The organism is Qipengyuania psychrotolerans (assembly GCF_019711355.1).
GTDB lineage: Bacteria > Pseudomonadota > Alphaproteobacteria > Sphingomonadales > Sphingomonadaceae > Qipengyuania > Qipengyuania psychrotolerans.
In genome coordinates, this window is record NZ_CP081297.1 from 2,379,198 (window position 1) to 2,404,214 (window position 25,017).

The 25,017-nt window shown below is 60.3% G+C and carries 21 protein-coding genes; 12 read left to right on the forward strand and 9 right to left on the reverse strand.

Annotated elements, in window-relative coordinates; genetic code table 11:
• Positions 1 to 4 precede the first annotated feature (4 nt).
• A complete protein-coding gene (locus K3166_RS11660) occupies positions 5 to 250 on the forward strand; it encodes a DUF2171 domain-containing protein (RefSeq protein WP_221422379.1) in 246 nt (81 codons plus the stop codon).
• 87 nt (positions 251 to 337) lie between these two features.
• Here the strand turns inward: K3166_RS11660 and K3166_RS11665 are convergent, their stop codons facing one another.
• The 3 genes from K3166_RS11665 to K3166_RS11675 form a co-directional block, all read right to left on the reverse strand.
• On the reverse strand, positions 338 to 1,609 hold the full coding sequence (locus K3166_RS11665) for a glycosyltransferase (RefSeq protein ID WP_221422380.1): 1,272 nt from the start codon (positions 1,607 to 1,609) through the stop codon (positions 338 to 340).
• A 297-nt stretch (positions 1,610 to 1,906) separates the two neighbouring features.
• A complete protein-coding gene (locus K3166_RS11670; protein ID WP_221422381.1) occupies positions 1,907 to 3,952 on the reverse strand; it encodes a ribonucleoside-diphosphate reductase subunit alpha in 2,046 nt (681 codons plus the stop codon).
• Positions 3,953 to 4,538: 586 nt separating this feature from the next.
• The gene (locus tag K3166_RS11675; protein ID WP_221422382.1) at positions 4,539 to 5,039 is read right to left on the reverse strand and encodes an energy transducer TonB; all 501 of its coding nucleotides are present in this window, start codon (positions 5,037 to 5,039) and stop codon (positions 4,539 to 4,541) included.
• A 519-nt stretch (positions 5,040 to 5,558) separates the two neighbouring features.
• Here K3166_RS11675 and K3166_RS11680 point away from each other — a divergent pair.
• From K3166_RS11680 to K3166_RS11710, 7 genes are all read left to right on the forward strand, one after another.
• Positions 5,559 to 7,115 carry a class I adenylate-forming enzyme family protein gene (locus tag K3166_RS11680; protein WP_221422383.1) on the forward strand — a complete coding sequence of 519 codons (1,557 nt, stop codon included), beginning with the start codon at positions 5,559 to 5,561 and terminating at the stop codon, positions 7,113 to 7,115.
• Between the two features lie 461 nt (positions 7,116 to 7,576).
• Positions 7,577 to 9,613, forward strand: a complete 2,037-nt coding sequence (locus K3166_RS11685) for a toll/interleukin-1 receptor domain-containing protein (RefSeq protein WP_221422384.1) — start codon at positions 7,577 to 7,579, stop codon at positions 9,611 to 9,613.
• 38 nt (positions 9,614 to 9,651) lie between these two features.
• Positions 9,652 to 10,134 carry a hypothetical protein gene (locus K3166_RS11690; protein WP_221422385.1) on the forward strand — a complete coding sequence of 161 codons (483 nt, stop codon included), beginning with the start codon at positions 9,652 to 9,654 and terminating at the stop codon, positions 10,132 to 10,134.
• Between the two features lie 115 nt (positions 10,135 to 10,249).
• On the forward strand, positions 10,250 to 11,824 hold the full coding sequence (gene guaA, locus K3166_RS11695; RefSeq protein WP_221422386.1) for a glutamine-hydrolyzing GMP synthase: 1,575 nt from the start codon (positions 10,250 to 10,252) through the stop codon (positions 11,822 to 11,824).
• Positions 11,825 to 11,904: 80 nt separating this feature from the next.
• Positions 11,905 to 12,357: a CHRD domain-containing protein gene (locus tag K3166_RS11700; RefSeq protein WP_221422387.1), complete on the forward strand. Its 453-nt coding sequence runs from the start codon at positions 11,905 to 11,907 to the stop codon at positions 12,355 to 12,357.
• 55 nt (positions 12,358 to 12,412) lie between these two features.
• Positions 12,413 to 13,138, forward strand: a complete 726-nt coding sequence (locus tag K3166_RS11705) for an endonuclease III domain-containing protein (protein ID WP_247714636.1) — start codon at positions 12,413 to 12,415, stop codon at positions 13,136 to 13,138.
• A complete protein-coding gene (locus K3166_RS11710; RefSeq protein ID WP_247714637.1) occupies positions 13,102 to 13,797 on the forward strand; it encodes an endonuclease III domain-containing protein in 696 nt (231 codons plus the stop codon). Before K3166_RS11705 ends, K3166_RS11710 begins: the two co-directional genes overlap by 37 nt.
• On the opposite strand, the gene K3166_RS11715 is transcribed toward K3166_RS11710, so the two are convergent.
• From K3166_RS11715 to K3166_RS11730, 4 genes are all read right to left on the reverse strand, one after another.
• Complete coding sequence (locus K3166_RS11715) at positions 13,787 to 14,338, reverse strand: DUF924 family protein (protein ID WP_221422388.1); 552 nt, start codon at positions 14,336 to 14,338, stop codon at positions 13,787 to 13,789. The genes K3166_RS11710 and K3166_RS11715 overlap by 11 nt on opposite strands.
• Before the next feature lie 13 nt (positions 14,339 to 14,351).
• Positions 14,352 to 14,765: a hypothetical protein gene (locus K3166_RS11720; protein ID WP_247714638.1), complete on the reverse strand. Its 414-nt coding sequence runs from the start codon at positions 14,763 to 14,765 to the stop codon at positions 14,352 to 14,354.
• Between the two features lie 73 nt (positions 14,766 to 14,838).
• Positions 14,839 to 16,263, reverse strand: a complete 1,425-nt coding sequence (gene tldD, locus K3166_RS11725) for a metalloprotease TldD (RefSeq protein ID WP_221422389.1) — start codon at positions 16,261 to 16,263, stop codon at positions 14,839 to 14,841.
• A 53-nt stretch (positions 16,264 to 16,316) separates the two neighbouring features.
• A complete protein-coding gene (locus tag K3166_RS11730; RefSeq protein WP_221422390.1) occupies positions 16,317 to 16,577 on the reverse strand; it encodes a zinc-finger domain-containing protein in 261 nt (86 codons plus the stop codon).
• A gap of 54 nt (positions 16,578 to 16,631) precedes the next feature.
• Between K3166_RS11730 and K3166_RS11735 the strand changes: the two genes are divergently transcribed.
• Together K3166_RS11735 and nadB are read left to right on the forward strand one after the other, a co-directional pair.
• Positions 16,632 to 17,570 (forward strand): ABC transporter ATP-binding protein, encoded by a 939-nt coding sequence (locus K3166_RS11735; protein WP_221422391.1) that lies wholly within the window; start codon positions 16,632 to 16,634, stop codon positions 17,568 to 17,570.
• 356 nt (positions 17,571 to 17,926) lie between these two features.
• A complete protein-coding gene (gene nadB / locus K3166_RS11740; RefSeq protein ID WP_247714639.1) occupies positions 17,927 to 19,504 on the forward strand; it encodes an L-aspartate oxidase in 1,578 nt (525 codons plus the stop codon).
• Here nadB and K3166_RS11745 read toward each other — a convergent pair whose 3' ends face one another.
• Positions 19,505 to 19,873, reverse strand: coding sequence for a PilZ domain-containing protein (locus tag K3166_RS11745; RefSeq protein ID WP_221422393.1), 369 nt, complete (start codon positions 19,871 to 19,873; stop codon positions 19,505 to 19,507).
• Between the two features lie 190 nt (positions 19,874 to 20,063).
• On the opposite strand from K3166_RS11745, the gene K3166_RS11750 reads away from it, so the two are divergent.
• A complete protein-coding gene (locus K3166_RS11750; protein ID WP_247714640.1) occupies positions 20,064 to 20,957 on the forward strand; it encodes an alpha/beta fold hydrolase in 894 nt (297 codons plus the stop codon).
• Position 20,958: 1 nt separating this feature from the next.
• Here K3166_RS11750 and K3166_RS11755 read toward each other — a convergent pair whose 3' ends face one another.
• Positions 20,959 to 22,344: an L-serine ammonia-lyase gene (locus K3166_RS11755; protein ID WP_221422394.1), complete on the reverse strand. Its 1,386-nt coding sequence runs from the start codon at positions 22,342 to 22,344 to the stop codon at positions 20,959 to 20,961.
• A 128-nt stretch (positions 22,345 to 22,472) separates the two neighbouring features.
• Here K3166_RS11755 and gyrB point away from each other — a divergent pair, with 128 nt between their 5' ends.
• Positions 22,473 to 25,013, forward strand: coding sequence for a DNA topoisomerase (ATP-hydrolyzing) subunit B (gyrB, locus tag K3166_RS11760; protein ID WP_221422395.1), 2,541 nt, complete (start codon positions 22,473 to 22,475; stop codon positions 25,011 to 25,013).
• Positions 25,014 to 25,017 lie beyond the last annotated feature (4 nt).

Below are 25,017 nucleotides of genomic sequence, written 5' to 3' on the forward strand. Positions count from 1 at the left end.
AAGTATGTTTGAGAAGATCCGCATCAAGGAACACATGGAAGTCACCAATTGCGAAGGCCTGCACGTCGGCACAGTCGACGCCGTACAGGACGACGCCATTAAGCTGACCAAGTCGGACAGCGGCGATGACATGCACCATTTCCTGAGCCTGGATGACGTCGAGAAGATCGATGACAACCGCATCTACCTCAAGGAAGGCGCACGTATTCCCGAAGGTCTCGGCAACAAGGCCGTGGCACAAGACGCGTAACCGTCGCCAAATTATCGGATCGGAAACTCGGTCCGGAAAACACGCCCTCGCTACTACGTGTAGCGGGGGCGTTTTTCGTGGCCCGGCCTATTCCTGGCCCAATCCCTCGATCACCTTGTCGACTGCGGCGAAAGCGGTGTCGCGGGTATACGCACGCGCAGGCGCTGCGGGCAGATCAGCAATGCGACCGCCGCCGGCCTGTTTTTGCGCGATCCATTCGCGCAGACGCTCGGCAATCAGCGCGGCGTCTTGTGTTGCGATGCCGAACTCGCCTTCACGCACGATTTCTGCAGCCTCGCCCGTGTCCAGGCCCGTCGCCAGTATCGGGCGCCGCGCGCCGATATATTCGAACAACTTGCCCGGGATTACCGCATCTTCGGCTGGATCGGGCCACCGGCACATGAGCAGGACATCGGCCTGCCGCTCGATACGCAATATCTCGCTGCGCGGCAGGAAATCCTGCACCTCGACGCAGTCTTCTACGCCGTACTGCGCGATGCGTTGGCCCAAGAAGCCGTATTCGTCGTGATAGAAGATCGCGCGGATGTGCCTGCGGTCCTCGCCAAGCAGGGCGATGGCTTCGAACAAGGCCTTGGGATCGCGGCGCTCGGCATAGATCAGCCCGGCATGGATAATGGTCAACCGCTCCGGATCGAGTGGCTTGGCGGCGTCCTGCAGATGCGCAAAATCGCTTTCCTCCCAGCCATTGCGCGCCAGGGTTACCGGTTTGCCGGTCTGTCTCTCCAGTTCACGCGCAGCACCTCTCGTGACCGCGACGATCGCAGAGGCATGCTGCTGTACGCGCCTGCCCTGCCGTTCGTAGATCACGGTGAGAAACGGATGGCGCTCAATGTAGGGATTTTCGACCCACAGATCGCGCTGCTCGCAGACCCACTTGAGGCCGGTTTCCTGGGCGATCTCTTGCGCCGCGATATGAGCCGAATGCGGCGGACCCGAAGAATAGATCAGGTCGAACGCATCCGCCCCGCCCAACTTGCGTGCCTTGGCTACGGCTCGCGGTACCCAGTGCGCACGGAAGCGGTCGGGCATCTGCCGCAGCAACCACAACCAGCGCTTCAACTTGCCGGGCCGCGCCGCGGGTTTCGCAGGATCGCTCTTTGCCGGAGCAGCAGGCCGGGCATCCTCCCCCTCCTTGTCCACGGCCAGCATGATCGTGGTCAGGTTCGGGTGGTCCAGTTCGGAATGGATACCCGTGGCCGCGCCAATCCTTGCGCCAAGCACGGTCACCTCATGACCCTGCTGTGCCCAATGTAGCGCAAGCGCACCGGTCCGCGCCGCCCCTGCTTGCGCGAAGGGCGGGAAGTTGGGCGTGATGAAGAGAATGCGCTGCGACCCCATTGCCCGCATAAGTGCCGCTACTACGGGCAAAGGGCAAGCTGGGATGGAGCGATGCGCGAACCGCTAAAGGATTTGCGGCTAATGCTCGGCGATCTTCTGACGAAACGCGCGTCTCATCCAGATAAGAAACAAGACCGCCAAGGTTTCGAGTTGGCGCAGGTAAATTTGCAAACCGGGATGGCAATCAGTCGATGATTGCGTCGATGATCGCCCAGGCCAGAAAAGCCAAAGGCACCGCCAGCAGGGTCCATCGATTGACGGGTGCGGCGGTGCCTTTGGGCTTATCGTGACCGTCTTCTACTGACAGGCGAGGCATTCCTCGTAGTCAGTCTGTTCTGCGCCCGCCATCAGTTCGATTTTGGCAGCGTCAGCGGTGTTGTCCGCTTCCACTCCGCCAGCGAAACCGGCGCGCTGCACCGACTTGGAGCGGAGATAGTAAAGCGACTTGATGCCCTTCTCCCAAGCCTGGAAGTGCAGCATCATCAGGTCCCACTTGTCGACATCGGCCGGGATGAACAGGTTCAGCGACTGAGCCTGATCGATGTAGGGCGCGCGGTCGGCAGCAAATTCGAGCAGCCAGCGCTGGTCGATTTCGAAGCTGGTCTTGTACGCGGCCTTTTCTTCCGGCGTCAGGAAGTCGAGGTGCTGGACGCTGCCGCCCTTTTCCAGGATCGAATTCCAGATCGCGTTGGAATTCTTGCTCTTCTTGTCGAGCAGCTTTTCCAGATAGGGGTTCTTCACGATGAAGCTGCCCGACAGCGTCTTGTGCGTGTAGATATTGGCCGGGATCGGCTCGATGCAGGCGCTGGTGCCGCCGCAGATGATGCTGATCGACGCGGTCGGCGCGATCGCCATCTTGCAGCTGAAACGCTCCATCGCGCCCATTTCTTCTGCATCTGGACATGCGCCGCGTTCCTGCGCCAGCACCATCGAAGCTTCGGAGGCCTTGCCCTGGATGTGCTTGAACATCTTCAGGTTCCAGACCTTGGCCATCGGGCTTTCAAAGCCGATGCCCTTCTGCTGGAGGAAGGAGTGGAAACCCATCACGCCCAGGCCGACGCTGCGTTCGCGCATGGCCGAATATTTCGCGCGGGCCATCTCTTCTGGCGCGCGGTCGATATAGTCCTGCAGGACGTTGTCGAGGAAACGCATGATGTCCTCGATGAACCGCTTGTCCGCGTTCCATTCGTCCCACTTCTCGATGTTGAGCGAGGAGAGGCAGCATACGGCTGTACGGTCGTTGCCGAGATGGTCGACACCGGTTGGCAGCGTAATTTCCGCACACAGGTTCGAGGTCGAGACCTTGAGGCCCAGTTCGCGGTGATGCTTGGGCATCATGCGGTTCACAGTGTCTGAGAAGACGATGTAAGGCTCGCCCGTGGCAAGGCGGGTTTCAACCAGCTTCTGGAACAGGCCGCGCGCGTCAACCGTCTTGCGAACGCTGCCGTCCTTGGGGCTGATGAGGTCGAATTCCTCGCCATTGCGGACTGCTTCCATAAAGGCGTCGGTCAGCAGCACGCCGTGGTGCAGGTTCAGCGCCTTGCGGTTGAAGTCGCCTGAAGGTTTGCGAATTTCGAGGAATTCGTCGATCTCGGGGTGATGCACGTCGATGTAGCATGCGGCAGAACCGCGGCGCAGCGAACCCTGGCTGATGGCGAGAGTAAGGCTGTCCATCACACGCACAAAGGGAATGATGCCGCTGGTCTTGCCGTTGAGGCCGACCGGCTCGCCGATACCGCGAACATTGCCCCAGTAAGTGCCGATGCCGCCGCCCTTGGAGGCGAGCCAGACATTCTCGTTCCAGGTGTTCACGATGCCATCAAGGCTGTCGGACACGGAATTGAGGTAGCAGGAGATCGGCAGGCCGCGATGCGTGCCGCCGTTCGAAAGAACGGGAGTGGCGGGCATGAACCACAGGCGCGAGATGTAATCATAAAGGCGCTGCGCATGCTCTGCATCGTCGGCATAGGCGTCGGCAACGCGGGCAAACAGGTCCTGGTAGCTTTCGCCGGGCAGCAAATAGCGGTCTTCCAGCGTTTCCTTGCCGAACACTGTCAGCAATTCATCGCGCGAGCTATCGGTCTTCACATCGAACCGGCGATCGAGGATCTTCTTGGAATCCTCTTTCTCGACAGTAGCCTTGGCAACTTCAGCCATGGCTCCGGCCATCGCTTCGCCCGCGGCTTCGGCGACCAGCTCTTCGGAGCCCTTGTCCTGGCTTTTCATTTCTACTGCCTTTTCCGGCTTTTTGGCCGACTTCGCGGCGGGGGCGGTGTCTTCAACGCTGTCCTGCATATCCAGATCCAGTCCCATCGTCTCTTCATCCCCGCTCTTGAAATCCATGTCGTGCCCCACTCTCATTTTCTTAAATAGCGGGCGTGTCCCGCTTGCCCATTCGGCTCGTTCTCGATTCGGCAAACGGTATGTGCCTGCCTAGCAATTTCGCAGGCCATCGGGGTGAAAACTTATCCAGTTTTTCCCCACAGGACCAAGGCGAAAGCGGCACTCACCCGATATAGGATCGAATGCCAAATTCGCTAGGTCTTGTGGGTACCCCCCGGTGACCGACTACTAGATAGTGAATCAGACGTGTGTCCGGCGCAAGAGGGTCAATGAATTTTTAACGATGCAAAACGGCCTTTTGAAGCGGTGTATGATGTTGATGCAACGCAGCGACGCGTGGACCAAGCTGGACTTTGCCAGCGCGCAAGCCCCAAAATGAATCTGCGAAAAAATTTTTGCGGGCAAATGTGGCTTCCGGTCATTGCGTACGAACCGAATCCGGACGCGCAATTTTCGAATCCCCAGGAAGCGAAAAGGGCCCCGCACCAAGCGGAGCCCTTTTGCTTTCAACAGTCCCGACGCGGGGGCGGCACCCCGCAGACAGACACCGCCCCACGCCGAGACGGCTCCTACCCTGGGGGGAGGGTCAGGAACTGGGTCGAGGCGTCATATTGAGAGCGAGAACGGCCCGCTCCCCGGCATCGCCCGAGGCAAGTCGCCTCGCTTCCGATTCGGCGAGATCTTTACTCAAATGTTCGAGCTCTGACTTGCTGTCGGCAACGATGACATTTGCCTGGATTATGGGATCATACCCCGCGCTGGCCGGCAGCGGTGCGAGCGAATCGAGCTTGCTGACAGCTCTCATCACTTCCCGGTCCAGCCGGCGACTACCCGAGGATTCGTACGTCACGAGATCGCGCGGCGTTCCGTCTGCTTCTGCGTGGAAGCGCACCTTCACGATGCCGGAAGGCGTCCAGCGCGGATCAAGGCGCATGCGGCGGAGCTGGGTGTCGAGGTCCTTTGTCACCTCTTCAACAAATGTCTTCTCGCTTTGCGGAGACACGATGATTTCCTGCGATGACAAGGGAACGGCGAGCATGGACGCTGCCGCAGCGGTAGAAAGTATCAATATCGTTGGTTTAAACATGGTGATCATCCTTTCGTTAGGCGGGATGACCGGCCGCAGAGAGTATCACACAAAGGTGCGACTGTGTGTTGTATGCGATGACGGTCTATGGTCGATCCGACTCGAAAAGGTCTGCGGGACATTCCGAGCGACCCGAACCCTAGCCTCATTCCACAATATGTCAACGCGGTGAATTATGTGGTCGATTGTGACACATTTACGCGTAACTTAATTACTATTCGTCGTACAATCATACGCCAATGGTTAACGCTTCAGGTCTTGCGCAAAGAACGATTGCATACGGTCAGGCAATCGATGAAGCGTCCCGCGCACCGGATAATTTCGCCTGCAATATTGCGAAAAAACCACTTTGATCGATAAGCTACGGTTGCGGCCCGATAAACTGCCTGCACGCACCTACGAACTGCATTTGGTGGCCTCCGCCGACCGCCGAATCCGGGCGGTGGAGCTGGAGATACGCGTTTTGCGCGCCAATATCTCAAGCTGGACAGCGGGCGGAATGGCCCTAGTTTGCCGCCAATGGGAGATATCGCACCGCAATCCGCCTTGGCCGCACCGTTCGGCAATTTCTCGCAGGTTCTTGCTGATTGGGCGGAGCGGCAACCTGACGCGATCGCACTGCGCGATGAACAGTCCAGCTTGTCGTGGTCCGCGCTTCACGACCGTGTCGAGCGAACCGCTGCGCGCCTTGTCGGTACAGGGCTTGAACGCGGGCAAGCGGTCGCGATCCTCGGGGCTTCCTCCATCCCCTATGCAATCGTCTTCCTCGCCGCCGTGCGTGCAGGCTGGGTTGCAGCGCCTCTAACCACCAGCGCAAGCGCAGATCAGCTTGAAGCGATGGCCAGGGATTCGGGTGCGCAGCACATCTTCGTAACTCGGGCGAAACTCGATGAACTTGGACCGGAGGCCTTTGCATCGCTTGATGTCATAGTCCTGGACGAACAGCTTGATGACTGGATGGGGCCAGAGGGCACTCGCGCACCAGACATCACGCCGGGGCCAGGCGATCCGTTCAACATCATCTATTCTTCCGGCACGACCGGCACGCCCAAAGGCATCGTTCATTCGCACCAAATGCGGTGGCGCCAATTCGCAGCGACCGCCGGTAGCTGGCTGGAGGCCGGACTGCCTGTCCGCACCCTCGCCTCGACGCCGCTTTATTCGAACACGACGATGGTCGCTTTCCTTCCCGCATTGCTCGCCGGCGGCACGGTTCGCATCATGGGCAAGTTCGATACCCTCGGGTGGCTCACTCACGCAGAGGCCGACCGCACGACGATCACGATGCTCGTGCCGGTACAGTATCAGAGACTGATGGACGAACCGCGGTTTGGCGATTTCGACCTGTCATCGCTCACCTTGAAATATTGCACCTCTGCCCCGTTCTCCGCGGAATTGAAGCGCGAGGTGCTGGAGCGCATGCCGGGCGCGCTGATCGAAATCTATTCTATGACCGAAGGGGGCGTTGTCTGCCTGCTCGAAGCGCACAAATTCCCGGACAAGCTGCACACGGTGGGACGCCCTGCTCCGGGCAGCGAACTGAGGGTGCTTGATGACGAGGACCGCGAGGTCCCGCCAGGCACTCCCGGTAATCTCGTGGGCCGCAGCCATACGATGATGAGCGGCTACAAGAACCGCCCCGACCAGACGCGCGAGGGATATTGGACCGATCCCGATAGCGGCGAGACCTGGCAGCGCATGGGCGACATCGGACGCGTCGATGATGAAGGCTTCGTCGAATTGGTCGGGCGCGCGAAGGACATGATCATCTCTGGCGGCTTCAACATCTATCCCGTCGACCTCGAGAACGAGCTGCTCAGGGAAAGCGATGTGACGGAGGCGGCCGTCATCGGAATGCCATCACGAAAGTGGGGCGAGACACCAGTGGGCTTCGTCATGGTTAGCGCCGACGCGCGCGGTGCCGAGGAAATCCGCGAGGCGGTCAATGCCCGGCTGGGCAAGACGCAGCGCATCGCCCAGCTGCACACGATTGATGAAATGCCGCGTAGCCATATCGGCAAACTGCTCAAGACAGAGCTTCGGGATCTGGCGGCGCAGGGCGGCGCGCCGGATTAAACGACCTCGCCCTGATCGGTGGCAAACGCGTTCGAGACGCGGCGCCGACACGGGGGGAGGGGGGAGAGGGAGTGTGGGCGGCCGCGTCTCTACTCGCTGCCATATCACCTCGCGCCGGAAGGGCTCTGCGCTAGGAGACGCGTGGGCATTTCGCCATGCGGTTCCGTGCGAGGAAGGCGACGACAGGTTCCAATTCGGAAAAGCCTGACGCCATCTCTGTGCCGGTCGGGAGGGTTGGGAGAACTGTCCCGTCGCCGGCTGTGGGTCGTGTAATAATGTTGCGGGCTTGCGAACGAAAGTGAGAAAACGTCAGGACTTGTTGCGTTTTGCGCAACGGTCAGCCGGCATGCCATTCTGGCGTGTGTCCTGCGGCTCAGTTGCAAGAATCCGCAGAATGTTACAAGTAATTGAAAAAATAGGGGTTGCCGAGTCGTATCCGGGGTCGCATCCGGAGGGGAAGCTTGGCCGAGCGTCGATACAAGGCATTCATCAGCTATTCGCATCGCGACAAGGCGATTGCGGGATGGTTGCATCGTGCGCTTGAAACCTACCGATTGCCCAAGCACCTGCTCGATTCGGGCAAGGCCGAACGACTTCACCCCATTTTCAAAGACCGGGAAGAATTGCCCGCTGCCGACAGCCTCGGTGATGCCATCGCCCTGGCCATCGAATCCAGCGACGCCCTCATCGTCCTATGCTCTCCTGCCGCCGCCAAATCGCCATGGATCGCGCGCGAAATTGATCTCTACAAACGGCTGAACGGAGATCGCGGGGTCTTCCCGGTAATCGTCGATGGTGAACCACCGGACAATTTCCCGGCCCCGCTTCTTGTCCACTATGAGGATGGGCAGCCTACCGAAGCGAAGTCCGAACCTATCGCCGCCGATTTGCGGCCGGAGGGGGATGGGAAGAAACTGGCCAAACTAAAGCTTGTCGCCGGCCTCGCCCATGTCGACCTCGACACTCTGGTCCAGCGCGATTCTGCACGGCGGCAGAAAAGGCTGGCCATGGTCGCTGCGGCCTCTGTGTTCGGCATGGTCGGTACATCCGGCCTCGCGCTTTATGCCATCGACCAGCGCAACGAGGCCCGCGAACAGCGGGCGGAGGCTGACGGGCTTATCGAATACATGCTCACCGATCTGCGTGAACAGCTGGAGCCGGTCGGAAGGCTGGAATTGCTCGACGGTGTCGGGAAAAGGGCGATGGACTATTACGCCCGCCAGAAGCTCGCGGATCTTTCGGCGACCGAATTGGGCCGGCGGGTGCGCGCAGTGCAATTGGTCGCAGAAGTGCAGAACCTGCGCGGCAACAACGAGGAAGCGCTGCCTGCCTTCCGCCAGGCGGCCCGGACCACCGAGGAATTACTCGCCCGCGACCCCGACAATCCCGAGGCCATGTTCAATCATGGCCAGAGCCTGTTCTGGGTGGGCTATATCGCTTGGCAACACGGCCAGATGGACGAAGCGAAACGAGCCATGGAGGCATATGCCGATATCTCGACGCGATTGGCGGCCATGGATCGGTCCAACCTCGAATGGCAGATGGAGGAAGCGTACTCGCTGAGCAATCTTGGCACGATGGCCGTAGATGACGGCGAACTATCCCGGGCGCTGCGTTACTTCGAGCGCAGTGCCGAAGATACCGACAGGGTGGCCCTGGCAGAGGGCCGGCCAGATGCGCGGCAGATCGAACTGGCAGGATGCCTTTCCTGGATTGCCACTACCCTCAAGCAATTGGGCCGCATTTCCGAAGCGATCGACGTGCGGCGGGATGAGCTCGCAATCTACGACACGATCATTGCTGCCGACCCGGCAAATAATGAGGCGAGAAAAGGCCGTATATTCGCAGCATCGGGGCTTGGGCAAATGCTGATGCTCCAGGGTAACAAGTCAGATGCGAGGTCTCATCTCGATAGCTCGATCACCGAAGCCGACAGGCTCATCGCAAGTGATCCGGATAATACACTGCTGCACGAGCTGACACGCGGCGGCATCTCCCATCGGGCTATGCTCGCATGGTCTCAGGGCGACCACGCGCTCGCCACCAGAAACTTCGACCGACTTGAGCGATTGCAAAACGATCTGCGGCGCCGCGACCCAAAGAATTACCAATGGAACATTGCCGACCCCGCCAACCTCGAACTCAAAAGAGCTCTTACCGACCGAAGCCAGGCCCCTCCGGAAAGCTTGCGCCGAATGACCGGCAATTCTCGCGATATCGCCCGCAAGGCTGACCGTGAAAGCGAATGGATGCTTGTCGCAGCTTCGCTGATTGATGGGTTCGCCTACGAGCGAGAAAACAATTTCAAAGCGGCCCGGGAGTCCTTCCGAAATGCCGCAACGGTCCCTGAAACGAAGGGAGAGAGAATAGACCTTAATGCCATCGCATTGAGGGCGAAGGCTGCCGAGAAAGCAGGACAAGCGAAGATCGCTGCGAGAATGAACAAGAAACTGGCTGAGCTGGAAGTCGATCCGGTGATCGACGACCGCCTGCCCTGAAGCACCCCCGTACGAACCAGAGCAAGAGGAGTAAGCGCATGAGTACTGAATTTGTAGTCAACGTTACTGTTGACGATGTGAAGAAAGACAAGGGCTCAACCTACAAGGGTGACTTCTCGTACGAGCAGACTTCCGGAACGCCCGATATTATCGATTCAAAGGGCAACATCGATCTCAAGGATGTCAGCGGCGAAGCGGACATCACATTTCAATGGGGCTCACCAGAAGTGACAATCGACGGGCAAGACTATGCCGCGAGTTACTATTACGGCGATCAAACCGGGCTGAATATCATCATCGCCGAAGGCAAGGATAGCGATCCGCGCACGAAGGGGAAAAATCCGCCGCTTTCGGGTGATGATGAATTCACGGTCGACATGGCCCCCACGCCGGCCGACTTCACCCTGAAAGACAAGAACTCGGATCTTAAAAAGTACGCCTATTGCATGGCGGCCTATGTCAATGTTCCAGGCGGCGGCCAGATCATCGACGACCCGAAAATCTACAATCGCCCCGACTGATTGCATTTCGCGGCCATCCAGGCTCGTGCGGTCGGGCTAGGAAGTGCGCGGAATTTAGGTTGCGATGCCCGCCTCCATCTGGACACCGGGGGCGGGCAACCCTAACCGCTTGCGCATGGACGACACGCACCTTCCCGATTCCATCCTCATTGTCGATTTCGGCAGCCAGGTCACCCAGCTGATCGCGCGCCGCGTACGCGAGGCAGGGGTCTATTCCGAGATCGCGCCCTTCACGCAGGCCGAAGAGGCGTTTCACCGCCTCAAGCCCAAGGGCATCATCCTGTCCGGTTCGCCCGCTGGCGTTCCCGAGGAAGGCAGTCCGCGCGCGCCGGAACTGCTGTTCGAGGCGGGCATCCCGATCCTCGGCATTTGCTACGGCCAGCAGGTGATGAGTCACCAGCTCGGCGGAGAAGTTCGCCCGGGCCATGAAACCGGCGAAGGCGGCGAGTTCGGCCGCGCGTTTCTCACCGTCACCAAGGAATGCGCGCTGTTCGACGGTCTCTGGAAAGAGGGCGAGCGCCACCAGGTCTGGATGAGCCACGGCGACAAGGTCACCAAGTTTGCTCCCGGCTTCGAGATTGTCGCCATTTCAGACGGCGCACCTTTCGCGGTCATCGCTGACGAAAAGCGCAAGTTCTATGGCACGCAGTTCCACCCTGAAGTTGTGCACACTCCGGACGGCGGCAAGCTGATCGCCAATTTCGTGCGCCATGTCTGCGGGCTTGCCGGCGACTGGACCATGGCCGCCTACCGCGAAACCAAGGTTCGCGAAATCCGCGAGCAGGTGGGCGACAAGAAGGTCATCTGCGGCCTGTCGGGCGGGGTCGACAGTTCGGTTGCCGCAATCCTCATCCACGAAGCGATTGGCGACCAGCTGACCTGCGTTTTCGTCGATCACGGCCTGCTGCGTCAGAACGAGCGTGAACAGGTCGAAACCATGTTCCGCGACCACTACAACATCCCGCTTGTCGTGGTGGACGCCGAAGAGATGTTCATGGACGGCCTCGCCGGGGTTACCGACCCCGAAGCCAAGCGCAAGTTCATCGGCAAAACCTTCATCGACGTGTTCGATGCCGAGGCCAAGAACGTCGGCGGTGCTGATTTCCTCGCCCAGGGCACGCTTTATCCCGACGTGATCGAAAGCGTCAGTTTCACTGGCGGACCTTCGGTCACGATCAAGAGCCACCACAATGTCGGCGGCCTGCCCGAACGCATGAACATGAAACTGGTCGAACCGCTTCGCGAACTGTTCAAGGACGAGGTGCGCGAGTTGGGCCGCGAGCTGGGCCTGCCCGACATGTTCGTGGGCCGTCACCCCTTCCCCGGACCCGGCCTTGCCATCCGCATCCCTGGCGAAGTGACCAAGGAACGCTGCGACATCCTGCGCAAGGCCGACGCGATCTATCTCGACGAGATCCGCAAGGCCGGCCTCTACGACGCGATCTGGCAGGCCTTTGCCGTGCTGTTGCCGGTGAAGACCGTTGGCGTGATGGGCGATCACCGCACCTATGACAGCGTTTGCGGCCTGCGCGCGGTGACCAGCACCGACGGCATGACCGCCGATGTCTATCCCTTCGACGCCAGCTTCCTGACCGGCTGCGCCACGCGCATCGTCAACGAGGTCCAAGGCATCAACAGGGTGGTCTATGACTATACGAGCAAGCCGCCCGGCACGATCGAGTGGGAGTGACAGGGGAACACTAGCGGCAGCTCATCGCTTTATCCTCCAGGTGGGATGCTATTTTGCATCAAAAACCAAGAGGAAATACCATGAAAATTCAGAACCTTCCCATGCTTGCGACCTTGGCTGGGTGCGTTGCCCTAGCGGGCTGCGCCACGCTTGAAGAAACTATCGCCGAAGAAACTGCGGAAACGTACTATGCGACCTTGACCGGCGCACAGGAAGTTGGCGGCGGTGACACCGATGGGGCAGGTAAAGCCGAAATCTCGATCTCCGACGAATTCGGGCAGGTCTGCTGGGACCTGAATGACATCTCGAATATTGGCCAGATTACTGCCGCGCATATCCACGTGGGTGCCGCCGGGACCAATGGCCCGCCGGTATTCACACTGCGCAAGGCCAATGAGGGCGGTTACAAGGGCTGCGCAGATGGTTCGGAATGGACACAGGACCGCATCGCCGGCAATCCGGAAGCCTTCTATGTCAATGTCCACACTGCGGAGTATCCCAACGGTGCCATCCGCGGGCAGCTCCGCCGCTAGAAAACGCCAGTAGTTAGGAGGCCCGGCTTACGATGTAGGCCGGGCCTTCCACTAGATGGAGCAGACGATTCAACTCTCCCTAGGCCCCGATCCGCGCACTGAAACACTACAACGCCTGCAGGCTCTGCTGGTCCAGCGCTTCGGTCGGATCGAGCGGGCAGCGGCGGAATGGCGGCTGCCGGAGTGGGTGCTGGTGCAAGGCGTGATTGGTGCACGCACCAAATCCGAAGTATCGAACGAGGCGACCGAACGGATAAGATCGCGCTATGGTTCTTGGGAGGCGGTGGCCGACGCTCCGCTGGATGAATTGCAGGCCGAACTGGTCACCCAGACCTATCCCAATATCGCTGCCGAGCGGCTCAAGGCGAGCCTGACTGCGCTCGTCAGACTTCGCGGGTCAGTGGATCTCTCGCATCTTGCCGAAATGGAAACCGGCGAGGCCATGCGCTGGCTTGAACAGCTGCCCGGGATCGGGCGCAAGATCGCAGCCGGGGTGATGAATGCCAGCACGCTCGACCGGCGCGCGATCGTTCTGGACAGCCATCACGCGCGCATTCTTCAGCGCATGGGCCTCGTCCCGCCCAAGGCGAATACGGACCGCGCTTTCGATGCGATAATGCCCGCCATGCCGCAGGATTGGAGCGCGGCGGATTTTGACGAACATCACTTGCTGATGAAGAAGCTGGGCCAGACATGGTGCCGGCCCTCCGCACCGGACTGCGAGAGCTGCCCGGCCCAGTCGCTATGCGTGACCGGAACCAAGCGCGCCGCCACCCGCTAGATGAGGCGATGCTGTCGCTTTCCGAAACCGAAGAAGTCTATCGCCGCCTGGCAGACGCGATGCCTGGTCGTACGCCGGACGCGAAGGGGCCAAAGGGCCAGCCGGACGCCTTCCGCTCGTGCATTTCGTGCATGCTGTCGGCGCAATCGCTCGACCGTAATACTGCCAAGGCCAGCCGCGCACTGTTCGCGCTCGCGACCACGCCCGAGGAGATGCTGGCGCTGGACGACGAGCAGATCGCCAGTGCGATCAAGCCCTGCGGCCTCTACAACATGAAAACGCGCAATATCCGCGCCTTCTGTTCGGCTTTGCTTGAGGAGCACGGCGGCGTTGTTCCCAGCACGCGCGAAGGTCTGTTGAGCCTGCCCGGCATTGGCCGCAAATGCGCCGACATCGTCCTCAGCTTCACGTTCGGCAAGGACGTGATTGCTGTCGACACGCATGTTCACAGGGTCTGCAATCGGATCGGTCTCACCGCCGCGAAGACGGCCGACAAGACGGCGCAGCAACTGGCGGAACGCAGCCCGGATTGGGCATTGCGGGACGGGCACTTCTGGCTGATCCAATTCGGCAAACGCGTCTGCACTTCGCGCGCGCCAAAGTGCGAGCGATGCCCGGTCAGCGATCTTTGCGAATATTACGCGGCCTCTACCAGCTAAACCCTTCGGCGATGGCAGCGGCTTCTTCCTCGGTCGTCTCACGGCCCAGGACTTCATTGCGGTGCGGGAAACGGCCGAACCGCGCAATCATCTCGCGGTGCGATTTCGCAAAGTCGAGCGCGCCGGGGGCGTATTGTGAAAACATCTCGATCGAGAAATCCTGGTCGGACAAATGCTCGCTATGCATCAGCGGCATGAGCGCAAACTGACACCGCGAACTGTCGAGATCATCGAGCCATCCACGCTCGATCATGCCATTCGTCAGCGCTCGGGCCTGCTCGTCCCACGCAAAGGCCTTGGCAGTGCCGCGGTGGATGTTGCGCGGGATCTGGTCGAACAACAAGATGCCCGCCAGCGCGGTTTCGGGGTCGTCGAGGAGGTCATCTGGCGGATTCCCGCCTTGGCGGTCCAGCTCATCCCCGAAGCGGTCTCGCAGCATCTGGTCGAGTTTGGGAGAAGAATTGTACCAGTCTGAGCTGGAGAGCTCGTCGAACCAAGTGCGCAAAAGGCTGCTGACCCACGCGCGCGCCTCTCCGGTCACTGCCCGAAGAACCTTATCCTTCGCCTTCCGGCAGGCGGTAAGGCACGAAATCATCAAGGAAGATAATGCCGCTGAACATGTTGGAGAACCGATCGCGCAAGGTGATGTTATCCGTCCGGCACAGCTGCGATCCGCTGAACTTGCGGATCACCAGGTAATCTCGGTTATCGATTGCATCGGGTGTCTTGGTGTAATTCACCCAGACCGTGTTGCCCGATTTGTAAACGAGGGCCGTATCGTTAATCCGCGTAAGCGATCGCGATCCGACCATGGTGATGCAGCTTTCAGGCTTTCCGGCAACGCGGCCTTCGATCATCTTGGACAGTCGCTTCTCACCCTTGGTCATTTCGACCTGTTCGTCCGCATGGACGATTGGTGCGGCCAGAAGGCCGAGGGCGGCAGTTGCGAGGGCGAAGCGTTTCATCATGGAGATTCTCCTCAGAATGGAATTGTGTATCACAATACGTCTGAACCCGCGATGAGCCGCCCGCTGTTTGCGATTATCCGGTGCCGCCGACTGTCAGGCCATCGATCAGCAAGGTTGGCTGACCCACGCCTGCCGGCACGCTCTGTCCGCCCTTGCCGCACATGCCGATGCCTTCATCGAGCGCCATGTCGTTGCCGATACCCTTGAGGCGCGTAAGCACAGTTGGGCCGTCACCGATCAGTGTAGCGCCCTTGATCGGGGCGACGATCTTGCCCTTCTCGACCTTGTAAGCCTCGGTGCAGGCGAAGACGAACTTGCCGCTGGTGATGTCGACCTGTCCGCCGCCGAAGCTGGTGGCGTAGATGCCGTCATCGACCCGGCTCAGCAATTCGTCCGGATCATCCTGACCGCTCTGCATGAAAGTGTTGGTCATGCGCACCATCGGTGCGTGCTGGTAACTTTCACGGCGACCGTTGCCGGTCGGCTCCACACCCATGAGGCGCGCATTGAGCCGGTCCTGCATATAGCCTTTGAGGATGCCGTCTTCGATGAGCACGGTTTCACGCGTCGGCGTGCCTTCGTCATCGATGCTGAGCGACCCGCGTCGCTGCGCGATGCTGCCGTCATCGATCACGGTCACACCGGGCACGGCGACCCGTTCGCCGACGCGGCCTGAGAAAGCGCTGGTGCCCTTGCGGTTGAAATCACCTTCGAGGCCGTGCCCAACTGCTTCGTGCAGCAGGATGCCGGGCCAGCCAGAGCCAAGCAGGACGGTTGTTTCGCCAGCGGGGGCGGCAACGCTGTCGAGATTGACCAATGCCTGCCTCACAGCTTCGTCGATAGCGCGCATCCAAGCGCCTTCATCGAACAATTGGTCATAAAGATAACGCCCGCCAAGACCGAATGAGCCGGTTTCGCGGCGTCCGTTCTGTTCGGCCACGATCTGGATATTCAACCGGACCAGCGGGCGGATGTCGCGCGCCACGTATCCATCGGGGCGGACGATCTCGACCACGCTCCAATTGGCCAGCAGGCTTGCGGAAACCTGTGCGACGCGCGGATCCTTAGCGCGTGCCACCGCGTCGATCTTTTCCAGCAACGCCACCTTCTCCGCGAACGGCACGAGGTCGAGCGGGCAGGCATCGGTGTAGAGGTGGCGATTGGTCCGCTCCGGCGGCGCAGCCAGCGGGCTCTTTGTCGCATCCAGCAATTGCAGCGTCTCGCCGGCGCGCATGATTGCAGCACCGCTGATCTCGTTCGCGTGGGCAAACCCGGTCGTTTCGCCGGATACGCCGCGCAGGCCGAAGCCCGAGTCGCGGCTGTAGTCCGCTGTCTTCAACCGGCCGTCATCGAAGCCGAACGCCTCGGAGGCGATGAACTGCATGTAAAGCTCGCCATCGTCGCAGGACGACAGGAGTTTCCTTGTCAGCGCCTGCGCCTCGTCGGGCGAGAGCTTGTGGCCATAGATGAGTGCTTGCGGATCGAGAGCTGTTGTCATGCCATCAATGTAGGCACGACGCCCGCGATTAGCGAGGGGCTAAGCGGCGCAGCTCAGCGATGTCCGGGATCGCCGCCTTCGGAAATATCCATCAGCGTCGACTGGTCGACCCCGTCGGCGGGGCCGCCTTCGAGCACGAAACGCCGGTCGCAGTATCCGCAGTCGACATAGCCATGCTCGTCGATCTCGAGATAAACCTTGGGGTGGCCAAGCGCGATCGGCTTGTAATTTTCACCGCTACGGATGTCGGTTGCACCGTCGCACCACACGCGGCGCGTGGTGACCATGGACACTTCAGGAGGGGGTAGGCTCATGGAGCGCGCGATAATGGGTTTTTATGCAGGCCTCAAGCGCCTAGAGGCATTGGCATGAGTACACCGCCGGCAATTCGCATCGACAACCTCGTCAAACGCTATGACCCAAGCGGTCCCGGCGAAGAAGGCAAGCTTGCCCTGAAGGGGGTGAGTTTCGATGTTCCGCAAGGCGGCGTGTTCGGCCTTCTCGGCCCCAATGGCGCGGGCAAGTCGACCATCATCAACATCCTGGCAGGACTGGTGCGCAAAACCGGCGGAAGCGCGAATATCTGGGGTTTCGACATCGACGAAAACCCGCGCAATGCGAAGCGGTCCATCGGGATCGTGCCGCAGGAGATCGTGTTCGATCCCTTCTTTACACCCTTCGAGGTGCTGGAAAACCAGGGCGGCTTCTACGGGATCCCCAAGCGAGATCGCCGCAGCGAGGAGCTGCTGGCCGCTGTCCATTTGTCCGACAAGCGCAATGCATATGCTCGCTCGCTTTCGGGCGGAATGAAGCGCCGCCTGCTGATCGCCAAGGCGATGGTCCACTCACCGCCGATCCTCGTTCTGGACGAGCCGACTGCGGGCGTCGATGTCGAGCTGCGCCGTCAATTATGGGAGCTGGTGGGCGAAATGAACGCCGAGGGCGTGACCGTCGTGCTGACCACGCATTACCTCGAAGAAGCCGAGGAACTGTGCGACCAGATCGCCATCATCAACCACGGCGAATTGATCGCCAACAAGCCGACCAAGGACCTCATCGGCATGGCGCGCGAGAAGATAGTCTCCGTGTCGGTCGACAAGGACCTGGCAGGCCCGGTGATGGAAGAGGCCTTTCTCAAGGCCGAAGTCGTCGAGCCAAGGCGTTTGGACATCACGTATAACCGCGACCAGACAAGCGCGGGCCAAGTGCTCGCGATCGTGCAGTCGCATGGCTACGGCATCGAGGATGTCACCACCCGCGAGGCGGATCTTGAAGACGTGTTCGTGCAGCTAACCGGCGCGGGTTAGGCGCCGGCAGCATTATTCGAATTTAAACCGCCATCAGATGAAGTTGCGCGGCCCCAAGCCTGCATCGTGCACTTGCTGCACCTGCCAGGTGTGAGGTTCGACCTCCTCCATCGGTGTGGAACAGCACCGGCAGCGGCCTACATTGCTTCCGTGGATGTGGCGGACTTTATCCGCATCGACCCGATGACGCCCGAATGCACAGGCGAGCAATCCCATTTTCATTTTTATTGCGACCCTCCGTTGGCCCGACCCCTGTCGATTCGGCGCATATCTCTGACCGGCGCGAAGATTAACCCTGTTTTCGGCGAGTCGTTCTGTTCTTGCCGCATGGCGAATGCATGGGCATGAGACGGGGCATGAATCACGACGTACTCGTCATCGGATCCGGCGCCGCCGGCCTTACCGCAGCGCTTGAATTGGCGGAGCACAAGAAAGTGCTCGTTCTCGCCAAGGGCAAGCTCACCAGCGGATCGACCGCCTGGGCGCAGGGCGGTATCGCGGCTGTCCTGGATGCAGGCGACACCTTCGAAGATCATATTCGTGATACGATGGTGGCCGGCGCAGGGCTCAACGACCTCGAGACAGTCGAATTCGTTATCGAGCGCGCACCCAAGGCCATCGACCGGCTGTGCGAACTGGGCGTCCCGTTCAACCGCACCGAAGGCGATCTTCATCTCACCCGCGAAGGCGGACATTCCCATCGCCGCATCGTCCATGTCGACGATGCAACCGGCTGGGCCGTGCAGGCGGCCCTGCTGAAGGCGGCGGAGGAAAACCCGAACATCACCTTGCTGCCGGGTCAAAGTTGCATCGACCTGGTAACGGGCCGCAACCAGAAGGAATACTCTGGATCGGGCCGGGTCTGGGGAGCTTATGCCCTCGACGAGAAAAGCGGCAAAGTGGTCACCCACCTCGCCCGCGCAACCGTGATGGCCGCTGGCGGCGCAGGGCGCGTTTACCTGTTCTCGACTGCACCGCGCGGCGCAACGGGTGACGGCATTGCCATGGCTTGGCGTGCAGGCGCACGCGTTTCCAACATGGAGATGATGCAGTTCCACCCGACCTGCCTCTATAATCTCGAGGTCAAGAACTTCCTCATTACAGAAGCCGTACGCGGCGAAGGCGGGCGATTGTTCAATCCCGCCACCGGCGAACGCTACATGGAAAAATACGACGCCGAGCGGATGGAGCTGGCTCCGCGCGATATCGTGGCCCGCGCCAATGACGACCAGATCAAGCGCCACGGCCTCGACTATGTCCATCTCGACATCAGTCACCAGCCGCCCGAATTCGTGAAGGAACATTTCCCCACGATCCACGAGAAACTGCTGGGCCTTGGCATCGACATGACGACGGACCCGATCCCGGTCGTGCCTGCACAGCATTACACCTGCGGCGGGGTTAAAGTCGGCCTCGATGCCCGTACGGACCTACCGGGGCTGTGGGCCGCCGGCGAATGCACCGAAAGCGGCTTGCACGGTGCCAATCGCCTGGCATCCAACAGCCTGCTCGAATGCTTTGTCTTTGGAGAAGCTGCGGCCGACGACATCCTCGCCTGCTGGGACGAGCTGGACGATCCGCCGGAAATCCTGCCGTGGGACGAAAGCCGCGTCACCGATTCCGATGAAGAGGTCATCATCAAGCAAAACTGGACTGAAATTCGCCGGTTCATGTGGAATTATGTCGGGATCGTTCGCACCACCAAGCGGCTCGAGCGCGCCGCGCACCGCATCCGCCTCCTGCGTGAAGAGGTCGAGGATTATTACGGCCATTTCCGGGTCACAACCGACCTGATCGAGCTACGCAACCTGCTCGATTGCGCGGACCTCATCGTGAACAGCGCCTTGAAACGCCACGAAAGCCGCGGGCTGCATTTTATCCTGGATTATCCGGAAACCGATCCGGTTGCCCGCGATACCGTGCTGGTACCGTAATCAGTTCCGGCGCGAGCCAGCGCGCCCGTTGATCGGCGGCAGCGGACGGCCAAACTGGTCGACGTTGATGTCGTCCGCAGCAACGATCCCGGCGGCGAAACGGAAATAGTTCAGAGTAGTATCGTCGATCGGCTGGTCGAAACTGACGCCTGCCAATTCTTCGGTTCGCCAATGAACAAAACCACCCGTTACAATACCTTCGAGTAAAGTGAGAGTTACGTCGTCACCCTGCACAACGTCTTCATGCAAATCGGCAAGGCGGCATCCGCCCACGGAAATATCGCGCAACTCGACTGTGCCGCTATTCGCGCCGCTTCTGAATTTTATTGTGGCCGAAGCATCAAAGCGTTCGGCATCACGGCGTTCCATTTAAGGTATGACCCCCAGTCAGTACTCGGCGAGTAATACCACAAAGCCGCGAAATGACTTGTATGAATGCGACTGACCGCCGATTCGAACCTGGACCGGGGCAACCGCCAGTGTGAAGTTTGCTGATGGACACGGGTGCAGGTTTGCGTCCACACACTACAGTGAAGTCATTTCACAGGGAGAGCGACGCGTGCCGGCAGCAACCGCCAATGGAATTGAAATCCACTACGAAGAGCATGGCAAAGCCTCCGATCCGGCGATGTTGCTGATCATGGGTTTCGGTGCGCAATTGACCTTGTGGCCCGATGAACTCGTCGAAGATTTGGTCGGCCGCGGCTTCCGCGTGATCCGCTATGACAACCGCGATATTGGCCTGAGCCACAAGTTCGATGGCGTCAAAGCGCCCGGACTGATCAAGATGACCCTGATGAGCAAGATCGGTCTCACCCCGCGCGTCCCCTATACGCTGGCCGATATGGCCGCGGACGGCATCGGACTGCTCGACGCGCTGGGGATCGAGAAAGCCCACATCGTCGGCGCCAGCATGGGCGGAATGATCGCACAGCACGTGGCGGCGAAACATCCCGAACGCTGCCTGTCATTCACGCAGGTTTTCTCGACAACCGGCGACCCCAAGCTTCCCGCCGCGAAGAAAGAGGCGCTCAAGGCGCTCGTCACTCGCCCGGCAAGCAGCGAAGAAGATGCCTTGGTCGATCACGGCGTTATGCTGGCCCGCACTATCGGTTCCCCCAGATACCCTTCACCCGAAGACCGCCTCCGCGACCGAGCGCGCACCAGTATTCGGCGCAGCTTCTATCCCGAAGGGCCGACCCGCCACCTCTCGGCCATTGTCGCAGACGGTAATCGCAGCGAAATGCTGCGCGATATTTCCGTGCCGACGCTGGTTCTACATGGCGAAGACGATCCGCTCGTCCCGTGTGACGGCGGACGTCATACAGCTGAGTGTATTCCGAACGCCAAGCTCAAGACCATTCCCGGATGGGGCCATGACCTGCCGTTGGAACTGGTTGACGAGATTGCCGGAGAGATTGCCGGACACGCCCAGGCCAGCGCCGCGGCCTAGATCAACATTCGATGACGTTGACCGCCAGTCCGCCCTGGCTGGTTTCCTTGTATTTGCTCGACATATCGAGCCCGGTCTGGCGCATGGTCTCGATCACCTGATCCAGGCTGACGCAGCCCTCGGCGCCGGTGCGATGAAGCGCGAGACGTGCAGCGTTCACCGCCTTGACCGCGCCGATGGCATTGCGTTCGATGCAAGGCACTTGGACCAGCCCGCCTACCGGATCGCACGTCAGGCCTAGATTGTGTTCCATCCCGATTTCCGCTGCGCTGGCGATCTGGTCGGGACTGGCGCCCCATAGTGCCGCCAGGCCGCCCGCCGCCATCGAGCAAGCCACGCCGACTTCACCCTGACAGCCCATTTCCGCGCCCGAAATGCTCGCGCGCTGTTTATAAAGCAGGCCGATTGCGCCAGCCGTGAGCAGGAAGGTCCGGCGTGCATCGCTGCACGGATCCTCGTCTGCGGTGACGCAATAGAACCGGATGACCGCGGGAATTATGCCAGCCGCTCCGTTGGTGGGCGCGGTAACGACCCGCCCGCCAGCCGCATTCTCCTCGTTCACCGCCATGGCAAAGCAGTTGAGCCAGTCGAACAATTGTTCACGCTCGTTTGATTGGGGATTGGCGGAAAGCTTGTCCCACAAGTCCGGCGCCCGGCGTTCGACCTTCAATCCGCCCGGCAGGATACCGCGCTGCGACAGTCCCCGGTCGATGCATTGGTCCATCGCCTTCGCAATCTTGTCTATTCCGGCGAGCGTCTTGTCTCTCGGTCGAAAGGCGTCTTCGTTGGCGAGGACCAGGTCCGCGATGGACATTCCGGTCGCCTTGCAGGTTCCAAGCAGTTCTTCTGCCGACCCGAAATCGAATGGCGCAAGTGTTCCTGCCCCGATCCGATCGTTCTTTGGCTTGCGCTTGAGTTGCGCCTCAGACGCCACGAAGCCGCCGCCGGTGGAGTAATAGGTACGCTCCAGGACCACTTCGCCTTGCGCATCCAGCGCCTGCAGCTTCATCCCGTTGGGGTGCAGATCAGGGATAATGTGGCCGGCAAGGTCGATATCGCGCTGCTGGTCGAAAGAAATTTCGCGTTTGCCGCCAAGCAGGATCGTCTGGCTCTCGCGGATTGCGCGCAAAGCTGCGGCAGCTTCGTCAGGGCAAGTGCGTTCCGGCGCGAACCCGGCCAGCCCGAGAATACTCGCATCAATGGTCCCATGCCCAATGCCGGTAAGCGCCAGCGAGCCCTGCAATTCGACCGTGATACGCGCCGTGCGATCGAGCTTTCCCGCCTTGGCCAATGCCCGCACGAACAACACTCCGATCCGCATCGGACCGACGGTATGAGAGGACGACGGGCCGATCCCGATCCGGAAGATGTCGAGCACAGAAAGCATGGCTCACGAATGCGCCTTACGGCCGATGAAATCAACCGGTTGCAGTTGAAACCGTCCGGCCTTTTGTCTGTGGGTAAAAAGGTCACGGAAACTTTGGTTTTCTGCCCCACAGCGCCTATATAATCAGCATGAACGAGAACACTTCTGACGGCGCGCCCGAAATGGGCAAACAAGCCCGCAATTCCAACGAATATGGCGCTGATTCCATCAAGGTCCTCAAGGGCCTGGATGCGGTGCGCAAGCGGCCTGGCATGTATATCGGTGATACCGATGACGGATCGGGCCTGCATCACATGGTTTTCGAGGTGTCGGACAACGCCATCGACGAAGCGCTGGCCGGACACTGCGATCTGGTCCTGATCGAACTTAACGCCGATGGATCGGTTTCGGTCGAGGATAACGGGCGCGGCATTCCCGTGGGAATGCACAAGGGAGAAGGCGTCTCGGCAGCCGAGGTCATCATGACCCAGCTGCACGCTGGCGGTAAGTTCGAAAACACCTCTGACGACAACGCCTACAAGGTCTCTGGCGGCCTCCACGGCGTGGGCGTTTCAGTAGTGAACGCACTGTCCGAATGGCTCGAACTGGAAATCTGGCGCGACGGCCAGACCCATTGGATGCGGTTCGAACATGGCAATGCAGTCGAAAGCCTGCGCGTCACTGGCGATGCGCCGCCAGTCGCCTCGAACGGCGATGACAATGGCCTGAAAAAGGGCACGCGCGTCACTTTCATGGCGTCCGAAGACACGTTCAAGAACGTCACCGAGTTTGATTTCGACAAGCTTGAACATCGGTACCGCGAACTGGCATTCCTGAATTCAGGTGTTCGCATCCTGCTGCGCGACAAGCGTCGGGAAGAAGTGCTGGAACACGACCTGTTTTACGAGGGCGGCATTGCGGCGTTCGTGAAGTATCTTGACCGCAACAAGCAGGCGCTGGTCCCTGAACCCATTTCCGTGAGCGCGGAAAAGGAAGGGATCGGCATCGACGTCGCGCTGGAGTGGAACGACAGCTATTATGAAAACGTCCTGTGTTTCACGAACAACATCCCGCAGCGCGATGGCGGCACCCATCTGGCTGCATTCCGCGCCGCGCTGACTCGCACGCTCAACAATTACGCCACTTCATCGGGCCTGATGAAGAAAGAAAAGGTCACGCTGTCGGGCGAAGATATGCGCGAAGGCCTGACCGCAATCGTATCCGTCAAGCTGCCCGACCCCAAGTTCGGCAGCCAGACCAAGGACAAGCTGGTGTCTTCCGAAGTGCGACAGCCGCTCGAAAGCCTGATGGGCGAGAAGATGAGCGAGTGGCTCGAAGAAAATCCCAATGATGCGAAACTGATCATCCAGAAGGTCATCGATGCGGCCGCTGCCCGCGAAGCCGCACGCCGTGCCCGCGAGATGAGCCGCAAGGGCGCGATGAGCGTCGCCTCGCTTCCGGGTAAACTGGCCGATTGCCAGGACCGCAATCCCGAGAATTGCGAACTCTTCCTGGTCGAGGGCGATTCCGCAGGCGGCTCAGCCAAGCAGGGCCGCGACCGGAAAACCCAGGCGATCCTTCCGCTCAAGGGCAAGATCCTCAACGTCGAGCGTGCGCGTTTCGACCGGATCATCTCGTCCAAGGAAGTCGGAACGCTGATCCAGGCGATGGGCACCGGCCTGCGCGATGAGTTCAACCTCGAAAAGCTGCGCTATCACAAGATCGTGATCATGACTGACGCCGACGTCGATGGCGCACATATCCGCACGCTGTTGCTTACTTTCTTCCACCGGCAGATGCCGGAAATCGTGAAGGCGGGGCACCTCTTCATTGCGCAGCCGCCGCTCTACAAGGTGGCGCGCGGCAAGAGCGAAGTCTACCTGAAGGACCAGGCAGCCTATGACCGCTACCTGATCGATCAGGGGCTTTCCGGCCACCGCCTTGAAACCAGGGAAGGCAGCATCCCGGCCACCGGCATGGGCCAGTTGGTCGAACATGGCCTGAGAATGCGTAACCTGCTGGCCTTCGTGCCGCGCAAGTACAAGCTCGACCTGATCGAAGCGATGGCGATTGCCGGGGCGTTCAATCCCGATGCCGATCACAAGGAAGGTCTCGAACGTGCTGCAAAGCACCTCCACATGGGTGATCCCGAGGCCAAGTGGTCAGCCGAGCAAGGCGACGACGGCGTAGTCCGCTTCTTCCGCGTCTGGCGCGGCGTCACGGACGTCCACGAAATCGAAGCCACATTCATGGACAGCGCCGAAGCCCGCAAACTGCACCGGATCGCATCCGAACACGCAGAAGTGTATGGTGCGCCGGTACATCTCCTGAAGGGTGAAAGCGGAGAAGAAGAGCCGATTGATCCCGACAGCGCGGATGAAACGGATGCCGATGCGCCAGCTTTTGCCGACGACAGTGCAATCACCCTGCCCACGCAGCTTCTCGATGCCGTCATGGCTGCCGGGCGCAAGGGTCAGAAGATCCAGCGTTACAAGGGCTTGGGCGAAATGAACGCCGAACAGCTTTGGGAAACCACGCTGGACCCGGACAATCGCGCGCTGTTGCAGGTCAAGGTCGAAGATGCTGACGTGACGGACGAGATCTTCACGCGCCTGATGGGCGATGTGGTCGAACCGCGCCGCGAATTCATTCAGGCGAACGCACTCAACGTCGCGAACCTCGACGTCTGATCAG

What these genes read in the sequence shown, in the direction of transcription:
- guaA (WP_221422386.1), top strand. Translation starts at nt 10,250, where the DNA reads ATGGACGACACGCACCTTCCCGATTCCATCCTCATTGTCGATTTCGGC.
- K3166_RS11700 (WP_221422387.1), top strand. Translation starts at nt 11,905, where the DNA reads ATGAAAATTCAGAACCTTCCCATGCTTGCGACCTTGGCTGGGTGCGTT.
- K3166_RS11735 (WP_221422391.1), top strand. Translation starts at nt 16,632, where the DNA reads ATGAGTACACCGCCGGCAATTCGCATCGACAACCTCGTCAAACGCTAT.
- K3166_RS11755 (WP_221422394.1), bottom strand. Translation starts at nt 22,344, where the DNA reads ATGCTTTCTGTGCTCGACATCTTCCGGATCGGGATCGGCCCGTCGTCC.
- K3166_RS11690 (WP_221422385.1), top strand. Translation starts at nt 9,652, where the DNA reads ATGAGTACTGAATTTGTAGTCAACGTTACTGTTGACGATGTGAAGAAA.
- K3166_RS11720 (WP_247714638.1), bottom strand. Translation starts at nt 14,765, where the DNA reads ATGATGAAACGCTTCGCCCTCGCAACTGCCGCCCTCGGCCTTCTGGCC.
- nadB (WP_247714639.1), top strand. Translation starts at nt 17,927, where the DNA reads ATGAATCACGACGTACTCGTCATCGGATCCGGCGCCGCCGGCCTTACC.
- K3166_RS11660 (WP_221422379.1), top strand. Translation starts at nt 5, where the DNA reads ATGTTTGAGAAGATCCGCATCAAGGAACACATGGAAGTCACCAATTGC.
- K3166_RS11730 (WP_221422390.1), bottom strand. Translation starts at nt 16,577, where the DNA reads ATGAGCCTACCCCCTCCTGAAGTGTCCATGGTCACCACGCGCCGCGTG.
- K3166_RS11680 (WP_221422383.1), top strand. Translation starts at nt 5,559, where the DNA reads ATGGGAGATATCGCACCGCAATCCGCCTTGGCCGCACCGTTCGGCAAT.
- gyrB (WP_221422395.1), top strand. Translation starts at nt 22,473, where the DNA reads ATGAACGAGAACACTTCTGACGGCGCGCCCGAAATGGGCAAACAAGCC.
- tldD (WP_221422389.1), bottom strand. Translation starts at nt 16,263, where the DNA reads ATGACAACAGCTCTCGATCCGCAAGCACTCATCTATGGCCACAAGCTC.
- K3166_RS11670 (WP_221422381.1), bottom strand. Translation starts at nt 3,952, where the DNA reads ATGGATTTCAAGAGCGGGGATGAAGAGACGATGGGACTGGATCTGGAT.
- K3166_RS11745 (WP_221422393.1), bottom strand. Translation starts at nt 19,873, where the DNA reads ATGGAACGCCGTGATGCCGAACGCTTTGATGCTTCGGCCACAATAAAA.
- K3166_RS11705 (WP_247714636.1), top strand. Translation starts at nt 12,413, where the DNA reads ATGGAGCAGACGATTCAACTCTCCCTAGGCCCCGATCCGCGCACTGAA.
- K3166_RS11710 (WP_247714637.1), top strand. Translation starts at nt 13,102, where the DNA reads ATGCGTGACCGGAACCAAGCGCGCCGCCACCCGCTAGATGAGGCGATG.
- K3166_RS11675 (WP_221422382.1), bottom strand. Translation starts at nt 5,039, where the DNA reads ATGTTTAAACCAACGATATTGATACTTTCTACCGCTGCGGCAGCGTCC.
- K3166_RS11665 (WP_221422380.1), bottom strand. Translation starts at nt 1,609, where the DNA reads ATGGGGTCGCAGCGCATTCTCTTCATCACGCCCAACTTCCCGCCCTTC.